Raw genomic sequence first — 21,795 nt, 5'->3', positions numbered from 1 at the left:
CATTGAAAGTGCGGTTCGGCTGGATAAATCTTTGTCAACGGGCAAGACAATAGAAAAGACGAGAGGATCGACGTAAAGCCCGCCGCCTCAAAACAACTTAAAGTTGAAGTTAGTTTATCTTTCGCAACTCTAGACCTGGTTTCGGCAGGATGAAAATTTAGCGACTGAGCACGTCCGTAGCAGTAACCATGCCGCAATATGGGCAGGCACTTCTGGCACATCGCATTATATGCTAATCGAATGTGATGTTTAGCGGCCTAGGATACAGGTATCTTTTATGAACACCCATTTTCCATCTTCGCCGGGAACGGATATTGCGATCATAGGATTGGCCGCGCACCTGCCGGGCGCGGATGGGCCTGAAGCTTACTGGACCAATCTTCGCGACGGCATTGAATCCATCCGCCACTACAGCCGCGAGGAGTTGCTTGCCGCAGGCGAGCAGCCGCATCTTCTGGAACGGCCCGACTACGTGCCTGCAGCCGCACCGCTCGACAGGTTCGAGACATTCGATGCCGAGTTCTTCGGCATGTCGCCCAAGGAAGCCGCAATCATGGATCCGCAGCACCGCCAGTTTCTGGAGGTTGCCTGGGAGGCGCTGGAAAACGCCGGCCATCCGCCGAAGAAAGCCGCTGGCCCGATCGGGGTCTATGCCGGCTGCGGCATGGGCAGCTATTTCTATTTCAACATCTGCTCGAACCGCGATCTTGTCGATGATGTGGGCATGTTCCTGCTGCGCCATACCGGCAATGACAAGGATTTTCTTGCCACCCGGGTCAGCCATATCTTCGACATGACCGGGCCCAGCGTGAACGTGCAGACGGCCTGCTCGACCTCACTGGTCGCAACCCATTACGCCTGCCAGGCGCTCATGACCGGCGAGTGTGACACCGCCATCGCCGGCGGGGTGACGATCGAGCTGCCCCAGAACCGTGGCTATCTCTACAAGGAGGGCGAAGTGCTGTCGCCCGACGGGCATTGTCACGCCTTTGACCACCGCGCGCAAGGCACGGTTTTCGGCTCTGGCGCGGGGGCGGTGGTGCTGCGCAGGCTGGAGGATGCGATCCGCGACGGCGATCACATCTGGGCGGTCATCAAGGGCACGGCGATCAACAATGACGGGGCGGCCAAGGCGGGCTATCTTGCCCCATCCGTCGACGGCCAGGCAGGCGCCATAGCAGAAGCGCTGCAAATGGCGGATGTAAGCGCCGACACGATCGATTACGTGGAATGCCACGGCACCGGCACCTACCTGGGCGACCCGATCGAGGTTGCCGCCCTGACTCAGGCCTTTTCCGAGACCACCGAGGAGACCGGCTTTTGCAAGCTGGGTTCGGTCAAGACCAATATCGGGCATTTGGATACCGCGGCGGGCGTGGCCAGCCTCATCAAGACCTCGCTGGCGCTGCATCACCGGCAGATCCCGCCTTCGCTGGGCTACGAGGCCCCCAATCCCGCCATCGATTTCGAACACTCCCCCTTCCGCGTGAACGACCGGCTGTCGGACTGGACAAGCCACAAGGGCCCGCGCCGTGCCGGCATCAACTCGCTGGGCGTGGGCGGCACCAATGCCCATGCGGTCCTGGAGGAAGCCCCCGAACGCGCGGCTTCCGAACCCTCTGACTGGCCGTTCCAGCTTTTGACGGTGTCGGCACGGTCCAAGGCTGCGCTGGAAGGCAACGCCGCCAATCTTGCCGCACATCTGCGCGCGCATCCCGATCAGGACCTGTCCGATGTGACCTGGACCCTGAAGGAAGGCCGCCATGCGTTTGAACGCAGACGCGTGGCCGTGGCGGAAACCCCTGAAGAGGCTGCTGCGCTGCTGGAAGAGAACGATCCTCGCCGGGTTTTCTCCCATGTGGCGCTCGACCGGCCCGATACGGTGTTCATGTTCCCCGGCGGCGGGGCGCAATATGCCGGCATGGCGCGCGACCTGTATGAAACCGAGCCGGTCTTCGCCGAATGGGTGGACCGGGGGCTGGAAATTCTCGCGCCCCAACTTGATTACGACATTCGCGCGCTCTGGCTGCCCGAGAAAGGCACGGAAAACGCGGCCAATGCGCGACTGCAGAAACCTTCGGTACAACTGCCGCTGATCATGATCTGCGAATACGCGCTGGCGCAGCTCTGGATGAGCTGGGGGGTGCAGCCCACAGCCCTGGTTGGTCACTCCATGGGCGAGAATACCGCCGCCTGCGTGGCGGGCGTGATGTCCTTTGAGGATTGCATCGGGCTGGTGCATCTGCGCGGACGGCTGTTCGACACGGTGCCTGCCGGCGGCATGCTGTCCGTGGCACTTTCGGCCGAGGAACTGACCCCGCTTTTGGGCGAGGATCTGGATCTGGGGGCTGTCAACGCGCCGGGTCTGTCCGTGGCCACCGGGCCGCAGGCGGCGCTTGACCGGCTCGAGGCAGAGCTGAACACGCGCGACATCGACTGCCAGCGCATCCAGATCGACATTGCCGCACATTCGCGGATGCTGGAACCGATCCTGAAGGAATTCGGCGATTACCTGCGACAGATCCCGCTAAACGCGCCGCAAATCCCCTTCACCTCCAACCGCAGCGGGCAGATGATCACGCCCGAACAGGCGGTCGATCCCGAATATTGGGTCAGCCATCTGCGCGGCACCGTGCATTTTGCCGATTGCATCGGCACGCTGGCCGACAAGAACCGCATCTTCATCGAGGTGGGACCGGGCAAAGCGATGTCCTCACTGGCGGGCCAGCACTCGGATGTGGACGCCAACCAGGTCATCGGCTCGCTGCGCCATCCCGACGACAATACCGCCGATGACGCCTATTTCCTGGCCATGCTGGGCCGGGTCTGGGCGCTTGGCGGTGATTTTGACTGGTCGCAATACTGGGGCGAGGCCCGGCGTCTGCGGGTGCCGCTGCCAACCTATGCGTTCCAGAAAAGCGCTTATTTCATCGAACCGGCGACCAAGACGCAGACCGACACCACCAGCCAGTGGCTGATGCGCGACGAGGATCCCGATCACTGGGGCTGGCGTCCGGCGTGGCGTCCCTCCTATGCCGCTTGTGATATCGATGTGACGGGCGATCTTTCCGCAATCACGCCGGAAACCTGGTTGGTCTTCGCCGACGAAGCGGGGCTGACCGATCAGGTTGCCACGCGACTTCGGGACGCGGGCCACACGGTGCTGACCGTGCGCTCGGGCGACACCTTCGCCCGCGACGGCGAGACCGGCTATATCCTGTCGCCCGAACGCGGCCGCGACAGCTATGATGCGTTGATCGCCGATCTGGTCGCACGCGAGATCCTTCCCACCCGCATCCTGCATGGCTGGCTGGCCACCTCGCGCGAAAGCTTCCGCCCCGGATCAAGCTTCTTTCACCGCAATCTGGAACAGGGGTTCTTCAGTCTGCTCTTCCTGATGCAGGCCATGGGCGACGAAGGGCTGAGCCATCCGATGCACCTGACGGTGCTAAGCTCGGGCGCGGCGCAGGTGACGGACGAGGCGCTGCCCTATCCCGAAAAGGCGACCCTGGTCGGTCCGGCCCGTGTCATCGGGCGCGAATTCCCCAATGTCACCGTTTCCACGCTGGACCTTGATCTGCCGCAGGCCAAGGGGCGCGGCGCGCGGGCAAAGGTGGATCTGTCCGGCTTTGTCACGCCGGTGCTGGAAGAGATCCTTGCGCCACCTGCGGCCCTTACCGCGGCGCTGCGTGGTCCGAAACGATTTGAAATGAGCTATCGGGCGCAGCCCCTGCCCGCCCCCGAGGCCGCGCAACCGATGCTGAAAGACCGCGGGATCTACCTGATCACCGGTGGATTTGGCGGCATCGGACTGACGCTGGCCCGGCGCCTGATCGACGAGGTGGGCGCGCGCATCGTGCTGGTCTCGCGCTCGGGCCTGCCTGACCGCACCGACTGGGACCAATTGCTGGAGAATACAGCACCGGGCGAACCGCTGGAACGCCGGATTTCGACCGTGCGCGCGCTTGAGGCCGCAGGCGGCGAGGTGTTGTGCCTTGCAGGCGACGTGAGCAATGTCGAGGACATGCGCGAGCTGCGCACCGAGGTCGAAACCCGCCTTGGCCCGGTGAACGGGGTCATCCATGCCGCGGGCGTGATTGAGGACGGTTTGATCCAGACCAAGAGCATGACCGAGATCGAGGATGTGTTCGCCCCCAAGCTGCATGGCACCAAGGTGCTCGAAGAGGTCTTCCCCGACGGCACGCTCGACTGGCTGGTGCTGTTCTCCTCCAGCTCCACCGCCACAGCACCTGCGGGACAGGTGGATTACGTGGCGGCCAACGAATATCTCAACGCCTATGCGAAATCCCGCGCGGGCGGCAAGACAAAGGTCCTGGCCACGGGCTGGGGCATCTGGTCCGATACCGGCATGGCCGCCGACGCCATGGCCACCCGCACCGGTGCGCGCGACGCAGCGCCTGTGCTGCCCGCCGAAGTGCCCCTTCTGGATGACAAGACCTTCGACGCGGATGGCAACCGGCTGTTCACTGCACAGTATAGCGTGGCCGATCGCTGGGTGCTGGGGGACCACCGCACCGGGGCAGGAGATGCGCTTTTGCCGGGGACGGGCTATCTGGAACTGGCCGCCGAGGCGCTCGCGGCGCAAGGGGAAACTGCGGCCTTCGAGATTCGCGATCTCTATTTCCTGCGCCCGCTTGCGGTGAGCGATGCCGAAACGCGCGAGGTGCATCTGCGCCTGCCGCGCAGCCGCACCGGCTATGACATGGTGATCGAAAGCGGCCCGGAAGGCGCGCGCGAGATGAACGCACAGGCCAGCCTGTCGCTTCTGCCCATGGCAGCACCCGCACCGATTGATCCCGCCGCCATTGCGGCGCGCTGCGGCGCCCCCAAACAGGCGACTCCGGGGGGATGGATCCGCGGCGCACAAGAGGCGCATCTGAAATTCGGCCCGCGCTGGCGGGTGCTGCAATCAACAGCGCTGGGGACAGGCGAAGGGCTTGCCGAACTGGCCTTGCCAGAGGCGGCCCAGGCTGACCCGGAAGCAGGCTACCGGCTGCATCCGGGGCTGATGGATCTGGCCACCGGCTGGGCGATGGAGTTGATCGAAGGCTATACCCCCTCCCATCTTTGGGTGCCGGTGTCCTATCGATCGGTACGGGTCTACCGCGATCTGCCCCCTCGGGTACTGAGCTGGGTGCGCAACGCGGACGAAAACCGCGCAGATGGCGAGATCGCCAGTTTCGACATCACCCTCGCCACCCCCGAAGGCGAGGTCTGCGTCGAGATCGCCGGCTTTTCGATCCGCCGCATGGAAAGCAGCGCAGGGTTTGCCACCGCGCCCGAGGCCGCACAGGCCGGGGCCGCCACAACGTCAGAGGCGCCACGCCCGCTTTCGCCTGCCGAGGAACGGCTGCGCCACAATCTTTCTCAGGGCATACGCGCCGAAGAGGGGGGCGATCTGTTCCTGCGCGCATTGGCGCTTGACGCGCCGCAGGTCATCGTCAGTTCACTGAACCTGCCCGACCTTATCGCGCAGACAGGCGTGACCGAACAGACCGGCGGCGGTGGCCAGACCTTCGAGCGCCCGGATCTCGACAGTGATTATGTCGAACCCGAAGGCGCAATCGAGACCACGCTTGCCGGTTTCTGGCGCGAGCTTCTGGGTGTCGAGCAGATCGGGGCAGAGGACAGTTTCTTCGATCTTGGCGGGCATTCCCTGATCGCGGTGCGGCTGTTTGCGCAGATCCGCAAGATATGGAACGTGGAATTCCCGATTTCGGTCCTGTTCGAGGCCCCCACGATCCGCAAGGTCGCAGCCCTGATCGCCGAACGCGGTGTCGTCGCGGAGTCCGGGCAGGAGGGCGCTACTTCTGCCGCGGAGACCGCAACGCCCGAACGCCGGTTCACCCATCTGGTGCCGATGCATTCCGGCGAAGGGGGGCCGCGCACGCCCTTCTTCCTGGTGGCGGGCATGTTCGGAAATGTTCTCAACCTGCGGCATCTGGCGCATCTTCTGGGCACGGACCGGCCTTTCTACGGGCTACAGGCGCGCGGGCTTTACGGCGATGAAGACCCGCACCGGAACATTCCCGAGGCCGCGCGCGACTATATCGCCGAGATGCGGCAGGTCCAGCCCAAGGGCCCCTATATGGTCGGCGGGTTCTCTGGCGGCGGGATCACCGCCTACGAGATTGCGCGCCAGCTTCGGGACGCGGGCGAGGAGGTGGCCGCCATCGTGCTGCTGGATACCCCGCTGCCGGTGCGCCCGCCTCTGACGCGTCGGGACCGGATCATGATCAACTGGCTCAATTTCCGCGAGGAAGGGCTGGGCTATATCACTACCTGGGCGAAGAACCGCATCGCGTGGGAGCTGAAAAAGCGCCGCGGCGAGGCGGATGAGGAAGACAACACGGGTCCGCAATTCCACGACGCCGCGATCGAGGCTGCCTTCCTGCAAAGCGTGGGCAGCTACGAGGTCACGTCTTCGGACGCGCCGCTCACGCTTTTCCGTCCGCCGCTTCTGGCCCGCTGGGAAGTGGCACCGGGGCGGCTTGTGGACAAGCACAAGCATTACATGTTCCCCGATAATGACTGGACGCGCTACGTCCCTGACATCGAGATTTTCGAAGTGCCGGGCGATCACGATTCCATGGTGCTGGAACCGAATGTGCGGGTTCTGGCAAACCGGATCAAACGCGTTCTGGAACGGGCCGAGGCAACCGCCCGACCGGGGGCAGCGCCGCATTACAAGGAAGCCGCCGAATGACGACGCCTGCCGCCCCTTCAGCGCCGACGGTTCTGACCATCGTGCTGAACTACAAGACCGCCGAAATGACCCTGAAATCCGTCGCCGCAGCGCGCATCGCGATGGAGGGCATCGCCGGCGGGATCATCATCGTCGACAATGACAGCCAGGACGGCTCGTTCGAGACGATCTCGGCGCATGTCGCCAGCGAGGGCTGGGATGCTGGTGCCCGGGTCCGGGTGATCCAGGCGGGTCTCAATGGCGGTTTCGGGGCCGGCAATAACGTCGGCATTCGCGCAGGGCTGCCGGACGGATCCTCCCCTGATTACGTCTATGTGCTGAACTCCGATGCCTTCCCTGCCCCGGACGCGATCCGCGTTCTGCTAAACCACCTGGAGGCCACGCCAAAGGCAGGCTTTGCCGGCAGCTACATCCACGGCCCCGAGGGCGACACCCATCTGACGAGCTTTCGCTTTCCCTCGATCGCCAGCGAATTCGAGGGGTCGGTCCGCTTTGGCCCGGTCAGTCGGTTTCTGAAAAATTACCGGGTGCCGGTGAAGACGCCGACCCAGACGCAGACTGTGGACTGGTTGGCCGGCGCGAGCATGATGATGCGTCAAAGCGTGCTGGATGAAATCGGTCTCTTCGACGAAACCTTTTTTCTCTATTTCGAGGAAACCGACCTCTGCCTGCGCGCGGCACGCGCCGGATACAGGACCGATTACCTTCCCGCCAGCAAGGTGACCCATATCGGATCGGTTTCCACCGGGATGAAAGAGTGGAGACGCATGCCTTCTTACTGGTATGACAGCCGCTGGCATTATTTTTCCAAGAATTACGGCCGCGCCTATGCCGCCAGTGCCACCGCGATGCATCTTCTGGGCGGTGGGCTGCATTATTTGCGCTGCCTTGTCACCCGTCGCGAACGCAAAGTGACGCCCGGCTTCCTGACCACGATGGTCGTTCACGATATGCGGGCCCTCATGCGGCGGCCCGCCGCGTCCCAAGTGCAGGAAAGCCGCGATACCATTTCCCAGTCCTGACTCTCAAAAGGCAGCCTGTTTTTCATGTCCCAATTTAGCTCTGTCATTATCGGCAACGAAAGCCTTGTCATTCAATGCGGTGAACTGCTTCTGGAAGGGGATCACCCGATCCGCGGCGTCGTCACCCGCAACGCCGATGTGCGCGCCTGGGCCGAAGGGCATGGTCTGAATGTGGTGGCGACCGGGCCGGGTCTGGCTGACCGGCTGGCGGGGCAAGACTTCGACTGGCTGTTGTCGATCGCCAATCTCGACATCATCCCGCAGGCGGTGCTGGCAATGCCCAAACGCGGCGCGGTGAATTTCCATGACGGGCCACTGCCTGCCTATGCGGGGCTGAATGCGCCGGTCTGGGCGGCGCTGGCGGGCGAGGCCGAACACGGCATCAGCTGGCACATGATCGAGGGCGGCGTGGACGAGGGCGACCTGATCGCAACCGCGCGCTTCCCCGTCTCTGATGCTGACACGGCGCTGACGCTCAACACCAAATGCTATGCCGCAGCCATCGACAGCTTCCCCAACGTGGTGGCGGAACTGGCAAAACCGGATCCTGCAAGGCAGGCTCAGGATCTGTCCCGGCGCAGCTATTTCGCCCGCGATGACCGACCCGAAGCAGGCGCGCGGCTTGATTTCACCCGGCCCGCCGCCGATCTGGCGCGGATGGTGCGGGCGCTGGATCATGGCGATTACTGGAATCCGCTCTGCATCTCCAAGTTCGAGGCCGGCGGGCGGGTCTGGCTGGCACATGAGGCGCATGTGGCCACCAGCACATCCGGCGCTGCCCCCGGCGCGGTGCTGGCCGCCGATGCCGATATGCTGTCCATCGCCACCGGCGCGGGCGATCTGGTCCTGACCCGGATCACCGATTGCAACGGCGCGCCTGCCGCGCCGCAGGACATCACCCGGGTTGGGGCGATCCTGCCCGCGCTTGCGGCCCAGACCAAAACGGCCCTGACAGAAGCGCTGACGCCACTTGCGGCCACCGATCCCGCATGGCGCGCCACGCTTGAGGGTATACACCCGCTCGACCTGCCCCTCTTGCAGCCCGCTGACGGTCCGCACCAGCCTATCGCGCGCCCCGTGGCTCTGCCCGAAGGGTTGCCGCAGGACAAGGCTCGTGCCGCCTTTGCCCTTCTGGGCGCGCGGCTATCCGGGGCGTTTCGGGTCGATCTGGCGCTGCATGCACCAGCCCCGCAAGGCCCCGGCGCAGCCTATATTGCCGACTGGCTGCCGCTGCGCGTCGATCAGGGCGACAGTTTTGCCAAAATGGCCTCTGCGCTGGACACCGCCATGGCCGAGGCCCGCGCCCGCGGACCCTTTGCCGCCGACCTGATCGCCCGCCTGCCCGGTGCCGAGCCCCCCGCCCTGCCCGTTCTGGGCCTGTCCGAAGACCCCGAAGCAGGCCTCGTGGGCCAAACCGCGCTGACCTTCGCGACAGGGTCCGGAGCGGCGATGCTTTTTGCCGACAAGTCCCGGATCAGCGACGCGGCGCTTGATCTTCATGCCGCGCGGCTGACACATCTTCTGGCGCATCTGGAGGGCAGCGACGATCCGGCAACCCTGCCGATCCTGCCCGATGCCGAACGCCAGCAGGTCGTCGTGGACTGGAACGCCACCGACAAACCCTACGAGGCCGCTCTCTGCATGCATCAGGCCTTCGAGGCACAGGTGGCGCGCAGCCCGCAAGCCGAGGCACTGGCCTTCGAGGGCACGACCCTCAGCTATGCCGCGCTTGATGCGGCGGCCAACCGCATGGCGCATCAGCTGATCGCGCTGGGGGTGAAACCCGGCAGCATCGTCGGGCTGCACCTGCCGCGCTCGGCAGAGCTTGTGATTGCCGCCTTTGCCATCCTGAAGGCCGGCGGGGCCTACCTGCCGATGGATCCCGCCTACCCCGCCGAACGCACCGCGCTTTACATCGAAGACAGTCGCGCGGCGGTGATCGTGACCAATGCCGAACTGGCCGCCACCCTGCCGCAAAGCGCCGCGCAGATCCTCGACATTGAAACCGACATGAGCGCCCAGCCGGAAACCGCCCCCGACAGCGGGGTCACGGGCGCGGATCTGGCCTATATGATCTATACATCCGGTTCGACCGGGCGGCCCAAGGGGGTGATGATCGAACACCGCAACGTGGCCAATTTCTTTGCCGGGATGGACGACCGGATCGATCACAAGCCCGGCGGGGTCTGGCTGGCTGTCACCTCGCTGTCCTTCGACATTTCGGTGTTGGAGATTTTCTGGACACTGGCGCGGGGATTCAAGCTGGTGCTGTCGGGCGATGAAAGCCGCGCATTGGTATCCGGCGATGCCCCTTCGGGCGCGGGCCTCGGCGGCATGGAATTCAGCCTCTATTACTGGGGCAATGACGATGGCGTGGGCCGGGACAAGTACCGCTCGCTTCTGGAAGGCGCGAAATTCGCCGATGAAAACGGGTTCTGCGCAGTCTGGACGCCCGAACGGCATTTCCATGCCTTCGGCGGCCCCTATCCCAACCCCTCGGTCACCGGCGCGGCTGTGGCCGGGCTGACGAAAAATATCGGTGTGCGGGCCGGGTCCTGCGTCGCCCCGCTGCACCATACCGCGCGTATCGCCGAGGAATGGGCGGTGATCGACAACCTGACCAACGGGCGCGCGGGTCTGGCCATCGCCAGCGGATGGCAGCCGGATGACTTTGTGCTGCGCCCCGAAAACACCCCGCCTGAAAACAAGCCCGCGATGTTCCGCCAGATCGCCGATCTGCGCAAGCTCTGGGCGGGCGAGCCGGTGGAATTTGCCCGCAAGGACGGGCAGATGCATGCCGTCATCACCCAGCCGCGGCCGATCTCGAAAACCCCGGATCTGTGGGTGACCACGGCGGGCAATCCCGAGACCTGGAAAGAAGCCGGGCGCAACGGCTGCAATGTGCTGACCCACCTGTTGGGCCAGTCCGTCGAAGAGGTCGGCGAGAAGATCAAGCTCTACCATGAGACGCTGCGCGAAGCCGGGCATGATCCGGCCCGCTTCAAGGTGACGCTGATGTTGCACAGCTTCCTGGCGGACACCCGCGACGAGGCCCGCGAAATCGCGCGCGAGCCGATGAAGGATTACCTGCGCTCGGCTGCGGGGCTTATCAAGCAATATGCCTGGGCGTTTCCCGCCTTCAAGAAACCCAAGGGCGTGGACAATGCTTTCCAGCTGGATCTGGGATCGCTGACAGAGGAAGAACTGGAAGGCATCCTCGATTTCGCTTTTGAGCGTTATTTCAACGATAGCGGGCTGTTTGGCACGGTCGAGGACGCGCTGACGCGGGTTGCGCAGGTCAAGAGCTTCGGCGTGACCGAGATTGCCTGTCTGATCGATTACGGCATCGATGTGGACACGATCCTTGCCGGGCTGGAACCGCTGGCCGAGGTGCTGCGCATCGCCAATGAAGGCGCAGGCCCGGCCGAGGATGACTATTCCATCGCCGCCCAGATCGTCCGGCATGGCGTGACCCATATGCAATGCACGCCGTCGATGGCGCGGATGCTGGTGATGAACGATGAAGCCAGTGATGCGCTGGCCCATGTCAAGCACCTGATGGTGGGCGGCGAGGCGCTGCCCGGCGCGTTGGTGGGCGAATTGGGTGGCCTGACCCGCGCCCATATCGAAAACATGTACGGGCCCACAGAGACCACGATCTGGTCCACCACCCAGACGGCCGCGGCCGGCGCTGGCGTTGTGGGCATCGGCACCCCCATCGCCAATACGCAGGTCTATGTGCTGGATGACAAGCTGCAGCCGCTTCCCATCGGCGCAGCGGGCGAGCTTTTCATCGGCGGCGACGGGGTGACACGCGGCTATTGGGAGCGGCCCGACCTGACGGCGGACCGTTTCATCCCCGATCCCTTCTCGGACCGCGAAGGCGCGCGGCTCTACCGCACGGGTGATCTGATGCGTTGGCGCATGGACCGCACGCTCGATTTCCTTGGCCGGACCGATTTCCAGGTCAAGCTGCGTGGCTACCGGATCGAACTGGGCGAGATTGAAAGCGTCATCGACACGCTGGACGGCATCCGCCAGTCGGTTGTGGTCGCGCGTGAGGACCAGCCCGGCGTGCAGCAACTGGTGGCCTATCTGCTGACCGACAACCCGGTGGAGGAAGCCAAGCTCAAGACCCTTCTCGCCGAGCATCTGCCTGCGCATATGGTCCCGGCGCGGTTCGTGGCGCTCGATGCCTTCCCGCTGACCCCCAACAAGAAGGTGGACCGCAAGGCGCTGCCCGTGCCCGCGACCCCGGTTCGTGCAGCCGCGCCCCGGCCCGCGCCGCAACCTGCCCCCGCAGGAAACGGTGCTGCGCCGCCAGCGGGCGAAACCCGCAGTCTGGAAGAGGTCACCGCCGAAATCGCGGCCATCTGGGCGGCAACGCTTGGCGTGGGCGATATCTCGGCACGGGACAATTTCTTTGATATGGGCGGGCACTCGCTGCTGGCGGTCCAGACACACCGGGAAATCCGCACCCGTCTGGGTGTCACCAAGCTGTCGATCACCGATATTTTCCGGTTCCCCGTTCTGGGTGACCTTGCCGAAGCTGTGCAAGGCAAGCTTGGCGGTGGCGCCGCCCCTGCCAAACCGGCCAAACCGGCCAAACCCATGACACAAACCCCGGCCAGTCCGACCGAGGGCTCTGCACCTGAAACCGGCAATGCCCGCGCCGATGCCATGGCGCGGCGCCGGGAAATGCGCGCCCGCAGGTCCCGGCAGCCCGAATGACCGACCTGCCCGCGCTGGCCGCTGCCTTGCGTGCCTGCGTGGGCCCCGGTATCGGCGTGGGTGTGACCGACCCCCGTGGCATGTCCGCCCCTCTCTTTGCGGAAGAGGCAGAGGCAACCCGGAAGATGGTCGAAAAACGCCACAGGGAGTTCGCAGCCGGGCGCGCCGCCGCGCGTGCTGCGATGGCGGAACTGAGCCTGCCGCCTGTGGCCATCCCCATGGGGGCGGACCGTGCCCCCATCTGGCCAGAAGGCCTGTGCGGATCGATCTCCCATTGCGCCGGCGCCGCCGTCGCGGTTGTCGCGCCGCTTGACCGGGCTGCAACACTCGGCATCGACATCGAGGACGACACACCGCTGGACGCCGATCTCTGGCCCGACATTCTGACGCCGCAAGAAGTGGACTGGCTGATGTGCCAGCCCGAACCAACCCGCGGACGACACGCCAAGGCAATATTTTCCGCCAAGGAGGCCGTCTACAAGGCTCAATACCCGCTGACCGGGCGCGTTCTCGGCTTCGACGCGGTCTTCCTCACACCGAATTCGACCGAGTTTCAGGCAGAATTTCTTCTTGATCCGCCTGCCGTGTCGAAAATGATCACCGTACACGCTTTGAGGACTGAAACCCTTATCGCGAGCTTCGCTTTTCTATCCAGGAGTATGGCATGCTGCATCGCTTCAAACGAAAGTCCACCGCTTTCCTCCTGCTACTCCTGTCCGCCTGCGGACTGACTTCCCGCTGCGAAGGCCCACCCGAGCCGATCGATAAAGCCGCCTTCGACGCGCTTTACGAAAAGCCTCTGGTACCGCCCGAGGCCCCGCTCCGGGTCTATCATCTGGGGCACAGCCTTGTGGGCAAGGACATGCCGGTGATGCTGGCGCAACTGGCGGAGGACGGTCACAGCTTCAACAGCCAACTGGGCTGGGGTGCCAATCTGCGCGAGCACTGGGAACCGGATATTCCCGTGAAAGGGTTCGAACAGGAAAACGCCCATGCGCAATTCCGCGATCCACATGAGGCGCTGGCCTCGGGTGAATATGACGTGGTGGTGCTGACCGAAACCGTCGAGATCCGCGACAGTATCAAGTATCAAGATTCGCAGGAATACTTGCGCAAATGGGCCAAGGCCGCCTGGGACGGGAACCCCGAGGCACGGGTCTATCTCTACGAGACATGGCACCAGCTTGACGATGAAGAAGGCTGGCTGGCCAGGCTCGACCGCGACTTGGGTCTTTATTGGGAAGGCGAGATCCTGCGCCGCACGCTGGCCCATGACGATGTCACCCGGCCGATTTACGTGATCCCCGGCGGACAGGTGATGGCGGCCTTCGTGCGCCAGTTTGAGGCCGCGGGCGGGATCGGACCGATCCAGAGCCGCAAGGACCTGTTCGGGGATCAGATCCACTTCAACGATTACGGTGCTTACCTGATGGCGCTGACCCATTACGCGGTGCTCTATGGTCGCTCCCCAGAGGGGTTGGCGCATGCGTTGGACAAGACCAGCGGCACGCCCGCAGCCGATCCCGGACCAGAGGCCGCCCGCGCGATGCAGGAAACCGTTTGGCGGGTCGTGACGGCCTATTCTCCGAGCGGGGTGTCGCAGAAGTAAGCGGCTTCGAACCGGTCATGACATGGACACGTTGATCACATACGACAATGCGTCGCCATTGAGCCAGAAGACGATCCCTGCAGAGAGCAGCGTAAGAACAGTAAAGACAATGTCATGCAGCGGATCTTCTGCCTTGTAGGGACGGATCAGATAGACCAGCACCGGATAAGTGAGCAAAACCGCCACCGGCTGCGCGACCAAGGCGCCGATCAGGCCGTATTGCATGAGTCCGATCGTCAATAAAGTGGTTTGGAGAACCGCCCGGAACAACTGAAAGCCCGTATAAGTCCCGGACTTGCCATTTGCGAGTAAAACGAAGGCATATCCCTGCACGATTAAATTGGGCATCAGCGACACTGTCAACGCCACAAGGATCGGCCCGGCCTGCCAGTAATTCTCGGTATAAAGCAGTTCGATCAACCACTGTCCCAGCAACCCAAATCCGAAGAGCAGCGTGAACATGCCCCCCGTCAAAGCGAAACGCGTCTTTGAAATAGCACGGCGATTAGCCTCCGACTCCGCTGGCGGATGAGCACTGTAAAGCGGATAGACAATCCGGTTTACGAAATTTCCCATGAGGATCAGTGGCACGGAAGCAAAGAAGTACGCGATATTGTAAAAAGCAAGACTGGAAAGGCTAAGAAACTTCGACAGCAGAATCCGATCACCATTGTCGATCACGAAGGTCAGACCGGAGCTGACGAAGAGGTATTTTCCAAAATGGTACTGTTCGAGCACGGCGGCACGCTCGAGTGTGAGGCGGCTGGGGTGACCCGGCAGCATGACATGGGAAAGAACCGCTTTGGACATGTTCGCAACAATCATCCCAATCATCAGCGCCCATACAGATTCCCAGATCATTGCCAACACGATCATGGACAGAATCGACAAGACCTGACTTCCCAGATCCAGCAGCGTCAGTCGCCCCAGAAGGATTTTCCGGGTCGCTGTGGCAATGCGAGTTGAACGCAATCCCATCACAAAAACCGTGAAGGCAACCCCGTACATCAGTTCATGCAGGATCGGCTCACCATAAAAACGCGCAACCGGGCCGGCGATGATACAGCAGATCGCGGCCAGCAGCACGCCACGAATGATCTGTAGAGTCCAACACGTGTTGAGAAACACCGGATCGTCGCCGCGTTTGGATCGCACAATCCCGGTGGTCAATCCAATATCGGAAACCATTTGCAGCCCGGTCAGGAACAGTGTCATGATCGCCATCAGGCCGAAGGCTTCAGGAAACAGCAGTCGCGTCACGATCAGGTTCGATCCCAGCCGCAGAAACTGGCTGGTGCCGAAGCCCATAAAAGTCAGGGCCGAGCCGCGCATGACGCGCGCACCCAAGCCGTCCCCCGACAGTTTGGTTCGGATGACCCCTAGCATGACGCATGCCGGGTGTAGGGGCGGCAGGGCCGTATGATGCCCATCATATGGACGCCACAAACAGGTCGCGCAGAAAAGCCTTGTCGGCCACGGCAAATCCGTACTTGATCATCCGAAGTTACTTTCAATTGCGCGCGTAAACGTCTTCGTAGCGGATGATGTCGTCTTCACCCAGATAGGAACCTGTCTGCACTTCGATCAGCACCATGTCGACCTTGCCGGGGTTTTCCATCCGGTGAACACCGCCCAGCGGGATGTAGACCGATTGGTTCTCGGTCACCAGCTTCACCTCGTCATCCACCGTGACCTTGGCGGTGCCCTGCACCACGATCCAATGCTCGGAACGGTGATGGTGGCTTTGCAGGCTGAGGGCCGCGCCGGGATGCACCACGATGCGCTTGACTTGAAAGCGGTCGCCGAGCACGAGACTTTCGAACCAGCCCCAGGGGCGATGATCTACAGGGAAGGTGGTTGCCTGTTTGGCGCCTTTCTCCTTCAGGGTCGCGACGGCCTCTTTCACGCGCTGGCTGTCGGATTTATGGGCCACCAGAACCGCATCCGGCATGGCCACGGCGATCATGTCATCCAGCCCGATGCCCACCAGTTCCAGCCCCTCGGCCTCACTGCGCAAAAGCGTGTTCCGGCAATCAATGGCGGTTGCATTGTTGGACGCCACATTTCCCGCCGCATCCGGCCCGCTTTCCTGCCAGACTGCGTCCCAGCCGCCCAGATCCGACCAGTCGCCGCCATAGGGCATCACCACGAGATTGTCGGCCTTTTCCATGATCGCATAGTCGATCGAGATATCGGCAAGCTCTGCCCAAGGGTCTGCGGCCAGGCGGGTGAAGCCCAGATCCCGCGCCGATCCGGCCACCGCGGCGCGCGCACTCTCGATCAGTTCGGGGGCATGCGCCTCGTAGGCGGCGAGGATGGCCTTGGTCGAGAACAGGAAGATGCCCGCGTTCCAAAGAAAATTACCTGCGCCAAGCATTTCTGCCGCGCGCCCCGCATCGGGTTTTTCGACGAAGCGGGCCAATGGTTGCGGCGTGGAGACCGACGTATCGGCGCCGGGCGCAAGCTCAAGATAGCCATATCCCGTTTCGGGCCGGGTGGGTGCGATGCCAAAGGTCACCAGATCGCCGGCCTCGGCCCGCGGCACGGCAGCGGCGATGGCCGCGCCAAAAGCTTCCGCATCGGGAATGACGTGATCGGAGGGCGCGACAAGCATCAGCCCATCGGGGTCATGCTCCGCCAGCCACAGCGCCGCGGCCAACACGGCGGGTGCGGTGTTGCGCCCCTCGGGTTCGATCAGGATGGTCTGTGCCTGCTGATGAATGGCAGCAAGCTGTTCGGACACGATGAAGCGGAAATCCTCGCCCGTGACGATCAGTGGCGCTGCGAACGCATCGCCTGACAACCGGTGAGTGGAGGCCTGAAACAGACTCTGCGCGCCCATGAGGGAGGAGAACTGCTTGGGATACGATTTGCGTGACAGTGGCCAGAGCCGTGTGCCGGACCCACCACACAAAAGCACCGGAGTCATCTTCACCATGAAAAACCTTTCTTTGAATGGTTTCTGTTTATGATCGGGGAGGTGCGGTTGTCCACGTTTGAATCGACGCGGCGGTGGCGGGATTGAAACGGATCACAGGTCCTCGCGGGGCATGGCGCTGGGATGACAGCCATTCATCACCACACCCAGCACATTCGTGCTTTCGGCCACTTCGCGCTCGCAGGCGTCGAGATCGCTGAACTTGGTCCGGCCCGCCAGCGCCACGATCAGCGCACAATCGACTGTCTTGAGAAATGCCCGCGCCCGGTCCCCGCTGAGAACGGCAGGCAGGTCGAAGATCATGATGTCCGGTTGGTAGCTTTCTTGCGTGGCGTTGAGAAACGTCTCCATCCGATCCGACAGGATGAACTGCGTGGGATCGGGCTCCGGCTCTGGTGACGTCACGACCGCTACATTGTCGCGCACGCGTATCGCATGGTCGCCCAACGGCACCCGCCCGGACAGCACATCCGAAAGGCGCTGCGACCGTTCGATGCCCAGATACTCATGGACCGAAGGGTCGCCCAGATCGAAATCGAACAGCATCGTGCGCAGGTTGCCCTGGCGTCCAAGACCAAGCGCGAGATTGCAGGCGACGGTCGTCTTGCCACTTGAGGAGACCGGCGAAGTGATCGCCAGGCGGGTCCAGCCGTTCTGCTGCATCTGCATCAGGATCTTGGTCCGCAGAATGTCAAAATTCGTCGCCCCACGACCGGCATCATGTGCCACGATCCGGTGCTGCCGCAGACCCGCGTGGGACAGATCGACCTTTTCCAGCGCTTCCCAAGGCTCTGGCACGGTCTGTGGCAAGCCTGTCTGGCGACGCCGGGGGGCTTTGGTCTGATCCTCGCGCCCGTCACGCTGGTTTCGGGCCCTGGCCAGAGCGGCCTGAAGTTTTTCCATTCTACATCCGTCCTTCCGGAAGTCCGCCAACCCGCATCATCAGGTCAATCCCAGCTTTTGCAGAACACGATCGGCGAGGATCTCAAGCGGCATGAACTCTGTGTGCACATAATAAAGCCCTGCCGGCACGAGCGTGAGCACCGCCACCAGCGCCAAAACCTGCAGGCTGCGCCGCCGCAAGCGCTCGCCTCGCGTCTCCAGGTAGGGAAGAACCCCGATCGGCACGATATTGAAGCGCGACTGGATCTCGGCGGGATGGCGCACCCTCTGGTTCAGAAACTCGAACAGCACGAAGACACCGATGGCCAGCATCAGCCCGCCACCCACGCCGGCCGCGGCGATCTTCTTGCGCGGCGGCCCGGACGGATCCTGCGGCACGACAGCCCCCTCGATCAGGCTGATGCGCTGGCCCTGCGCGTTGACCTCGACCCGCTCGGCCATACGTGCCTGGTTGAGATTGTTGAGCGTGGTGTTGTAGCGCATCCGGATGCTCTCAAGGTCGCGGTCCAGACGTTCCAGCGTGATCGAGTTGGTGGACGTCGCCGCGATGGCGCGGGCCAGACGTTCAAGTTCGTCGCTGACCCGGGTGACTTCCTGATCGATCTCGATCACCCGCTGATCCAGTTCGGCCAGCGTGACGTCGATGATCGACGCCTCTTGCGCGGGCGCGTCGTCATCACCCGGGATGGCCCCCGTCTCGACCATGTTGGCTTCCAGCCGGGCAATCTGGTTCTGCACCAGCACGACTCTCGGGTTGGTCTCGGAATAGACCGCCAGAAGCTCACGCAACTGCTGCTTGAGATCTTCGAGGCGGCGCTCCTCGGGAGAGAGTTCTGCCAACGGCCGGTCGAGCCGCCCGGTGGCCTCGAAAAGCGACACCATCTCGTTGCGCTGGTTGATCACCCCGGCCCGTTCCTGTTCCAGCCGTCCCACCCGTTCCTGCAACACTGCTTGCCGGTTCTGGCGGTAACTCAGATCTTCGGGCAGCGCGTCCACATTCTCGTTCTTGAAGGCAATGATCCGGTTGCTCTGGGTGTCGATCTCGTCGGCCAGACGCTCGGTTTCCTGCTGAAAGAAGGTCAGCGTGTTCTGCGCCCGCTCGCGCCGGAAGGTGGCGTTGGCCTCCAGCACCAGCGTCGTGTAATCGTTGACCACATCCGCCGCGACCTGCCCGCGCGCGGCGGTGAAGGTGATCGACATCAGCGTGGCTTCGTTGCGTCCGCTCGACCGGCGGATACGCGTGTTCTGCTGCATCGCATCGACGATGCTGTCGGGCGTCATCTCGTTCATGTTCGCGAAGGCCCGGTACTTGCGGGCAATCTCGAGCAGGTTCGCCCGCGTCATCAGCTGTTCCTGGATCAGCTGAAGCTGCTCGGACGCCTCGGTGCGCACGATGGAGGCCACCATGTCGTCGGGAATCTGCTGCGCCTCCACCTGCAGGCGGGCCGTGGCGGAATAAACCGGCGGCAGCGCCAGCGCAGCATAGACCGCGATCGCAGAGCAGACCATCGCCAAGCCAACCATCAGCGGCATACGCCGCCGCACGAGCATCCAGTAAAACCGTATCGGCAACATATTACTCGGCAGCCTCCGACGAGGGAATACAGAAGGATTTGGACAGGACCAGCGGATCAGGGCGCGAAATCAGGATGACGCCATCCTCCATCAGTTCCCGGACGATGTCGGGCACCACCTGCCCCACCTCCGCGCTTGCCGCATAGACCAGCGCCAGATCGCAGATCTTGTTGATCATCCGCGGCACGCCGCCGCTGATCTCGTGAATCATGTCGGTGGCCTCTCCGGAAATTTCGTCCCCGGTGCCGTCCACGCTGCGCAGACGAAACCGGATATAGTCGCCTGTATTGGCGCGATCCATCGGCGTCAGGTGATAGCTCACGCTGACCCGCTGCGCGAATTGGCGCAGTTCCGGCTGCGAGATCATCTCGCGCAGTTCCGGCTGGCCCAGAAGCACGAATTGCAAAAGCTCATCCTTGTTGGAATTGACATTGGTAAGCATCCGCAACTCTTCCAGTGTCTCCGGCGTCAGATTCTGCGCCTCGTCGATCACCAGCACCACGAAATGTCCGCGCGCATATTGCTCCAGAACAAAATCGACGAACTGCTGGAACATGGTCACATAATCGGCGCCCGGCGCAACAGCGAGGTCGAAGGCGTTGAGCACCCAACACAGCAGATCGCCCCGTCCCCCTTGCGCGTTCGAAATCAGCCCGACCACGGCATCCTCGCTCATATCGGCAAGCATCGCCTGCAAAAGTGTCGTCTTGCCGGTACCGACCTCGCCGGTCACGACCGTCAGGGGCGCGCGGGTCATCAACCCGTATTCAAGCACCGAGAACGCCCGCTTGTGTGCCTTGGACCAGAACATGAAATCCGGATCCGGCAACAGCGTGAAAGGCCGCTCCGAAAAACCGAAATGTTGCAGGTACAGATCCGTCTTCACACTAACCTCAAATACAAACGTGAAACTTCTCACCGCAGTGAACGTCACGCGATACGCGTCACTACACCCCCACACCATGCCTGAATATAGTCTTAATTGTTCTTTGCTTAAAGCCGCTTTACCCAAACCTTAGTTTATTTTGGGGTGCCGTGCTCCGCTAATACAGCTATTTGGTGCTAACCTGGCGACAGTCGAAGTTTATGTCGTGCAAGCCAACAGCGCACTTTCCAGACAGAGATCGCGACAAACAGTGTATTCGCCACTTCCAGCGTCGGATACACCGCCTCAATCGAAATGGCCATCATGATCCCCGGTGATTGCGAAAAAACGGGGACATCATTATACGCTGTCACAAGCATTTCTGCGATGCCCTGCATGCACGAAGGAAACAACCGCATGTCTCAGAACCTACCGCAACATGTCGCCGTCTTCGGCGCATTGCGATCTGGCACGACATTGCTGCGCCTCATGCTCGACGAGCACGACCGGCTAGCGTGCCCCGGCGAGACCGATTACATGTTTGACCATGTGTCCGGCGGCGTGCCGGGCGATCCCGTCTTTGATGTCGAGGCGATGGCCGACAACCGGATCTACCGTGTTTTCTGCGATCAGTTCGGGCTCGATCCGTCTGCGCCGCAGACCATGCACGGGATGATGGAAACAATGCAGGGTCCGAAAGCGGCACAAGACGCCACCGTGGTGCTGATGCTGCACCGCAGTCTCGAGACTGCCCTGACCCATCTACCCGACATGAAAATATTGCATCTGATCCGCGACCCCCGTGATGTGGCCCGCTCCAGCATTGGTATGGGCTGGGCTGGATCCACGTATTACGGCGTGCGACACTGGCTCGACACGGAAAGAGAATGGTCCGCCTGCGCACCTCGTCTCGCGCCCGAGCAGGTGCTGGAAGTGACGTACGAGGCCCTGATCGAGGCGCCCGAAGAAACCCTTGGTCGGATCTGCGACTTCTTCGGCGTTTCCTACACCTCTAGCATGCTGGAATATGATGGCAGCAGCACCTATTCCAAACCCGATCCATCGTTAACCTATCAGTGGCGCCGTAAGCAGACCCCCCGCGAGATCGGCCTCGTGGAGGCGCAGTTGGGTGAGTTGCTAATAACCCGTGGCTACCCACAAAGCGACCATCCCCCGGTCGTACCCGGCCCCCTTGAAAGACTACGTCTCGCGATTGGCCAACGCCGGGCTACTTGGTCGGTCCAAATCCAGCGCTTCGGCCTACGGGACCCGGTGTTAGACAAGCTTTCGCGCCATTTGGGCTGGCCCGCGCTCGGACAGCCCGCACGGCGCCGGATGGATGCGGCAATGGAACGCTACGTCAAGTAATCTCTCGCCAGTGCCACCAGCGCGTGTCAAATACAGAACAAGCCACCAGAAAGTTGA

Annotated in this window: 11 protein-coding genes; 6 read left to right on the top strand and 5 right to left on the bottom strand. The window is 62.7% G+C overall.

What is annotated here, in order from left to right; translation table 11 throughout:
* Nucleotides 1-277 precede the first annotated feature (277 nt).
* The 5 genes from B8991_RS17170 to B8991_RS17150 are packed head-to-tail and all read left to right on the top strand — an operon-like array spanning nt 278 to nt 14,089.
* Nucleotides 278-6,727 carry a type I polyketide synthase gene (locus B8991_RS17170; protein WP_084354171.1) on the top strand — a complete coding sequence of 2,150 codons (6,450 nt, stop codon included), beginning with the start codon at nt 278-280 and terminating at the stop codon, nt 6,725-6,727.
* Nucleotides 6,724-7,749: a glycosyltransferase family 2 protein gene (locus tag B8991_RS17165; protein WP_084354170.1), complete on the top strand. Its 1,026-nt coding sequence runs from the start codon at nt 6,724-6,726 to the stop codon at nt 7,747-7,749. Before B8991_RS17170 ends, B8991_RS17165 begins: the two co-directional genes overlap by 4 nt.
* Before the next feature lie 24 nt (nt 7,750-7,773).
* Complete coding sequence (locus B8991_RS17160) at nt 7,774-12,480, top strand: MupA/Atu3671 family FMN-dependent luciferase-like monooxygenase (RefSeq protein WP_084354169.1); 4,707 nt, start codon at nt 7,774-7,776, stop codon at nt 12,478-12,480.
* Nucleotides 12,477-13,211, top strand: a complete 735-nt coding sequence (locus B8991_RS17155) for a 4'-phosphopantetheinyl transferase family protein (RefSeq protein WP_084354168.1) — start codon at nt 12,477-12,479, stop codon at nt 13,209-13,211. The genes B8991_RS17160 and B8991_RS17155 overlap by 4 nt, the downstream gene beginning before the upstream one ends.
* Entirely contained in the window at nt 13,145-14,089 is a 945-nt protein-coding gene (locus B8991_RS17150) for a hypothetical protein (RefSeq protein ID WP_084354167.1), read from the top strand. The genes B8991_RS17155 and B8991_RS17150 overlap by 67 nt, the downstream gene beginning before the upstream one ends.
* Before the next feature lie 15 nt (nt 14,090-14,104).
* Here B8991_RS17150 and B8991_RS17145 read toward each other — a convergent pair whose 3' ends face one another.
* The 5 genes from B8991_RS17145 to B8991_RS17125 form a co-directional block, all read right to left on the bottom strand.
* Nucleotides 14,105-15,475, bottom strand: coding sequence for an oligosaccharide flippase family protein (locus tag B8991_RS17145; RefSeq protein WP_084354166.1), 1,371 nt, complete (start codon nt 15,473-15,475; stop codon nt 14,105-14,107).
* A gap of 124 nt (nt 15,476-15,599) precedes the next feature.
* Nucleotides 15,600-17,027, bottom strand: coding sequence for a mannose-1-phosphate guanylyltransferase/mannose-6-phosphate isomerase (locus tag B8991_RS17140; RefSeq protein ID WP_084354165.1), 1,428 nt, complete (start codon nt 17,025-17,027; stop codon nt 15,600-15,602).
* Nucleotides 17,028-17,120: 93 nt separating this feature from the next.
* Complete coding sequence (locus B8991_RS17135; protein ID WP_084354164.1) at nt 17,121-17,930, bottom strand: tyrosine-protein kinase family protein; 810 nt, start codon at nt 17,928-17,930, stop codon at nt 17,121-17,123.
* Nucleotides 17,931-17,969: 39 nt separating this feature from the next.
* On the bottom strand, nt 17,970-19,505 hold the full coding sequence (locus B8991_RS17130) for a GumC family protein (protein ID WP_084354163.1): 1,536 nt from the start codon (nt 19,503-19,505) through the stop codon (nt 17,970-17,972).
* 1 nt (nt 19,506) lies between these two features.
* Entirely contained in the window at nt 19,507-20,391 is an 885-nt protein-coding gene (locus B8991_RS17125) for an ExeA family protein (protein ID WP_143514654.1), read from the bottom strand.
* Between the two features lie 396 nt (nt 20,392-20,787).
* On the opposite strand from B8991_RS17125, the gene B8991_RS17120 reads away from it, so the two are divergent.
* Nucleotides 20,788-21,738 (top strand): sulfotransferase family protein, encoded by a 951-nt coding sequence (locus tag B8991_RS17120; protein ID WP_179141530.1) that lies wholly within the window; start codon nt 20,788-20,790, stop codon nt 21,736-21,738.
* Nucleotides 21,739-21,795: the final 57 nt, after the last annotated feature.

It is taken from the genome of Primorskyibacter flagellatus (assembly GCF_900176485.1).
Taxonomy (GTDB): Bacteria; Pseudomonadota; Alphaproteobacteria; order Rhodobacterales; family Rhodobacteraceae; genus Primorskyibacter; species Primorskyibacter flagellatus.
Note: the sequence above shows the minus strand (reverse complement) of the source record. Positions and strands in the feature narration are given on the sequence as shown.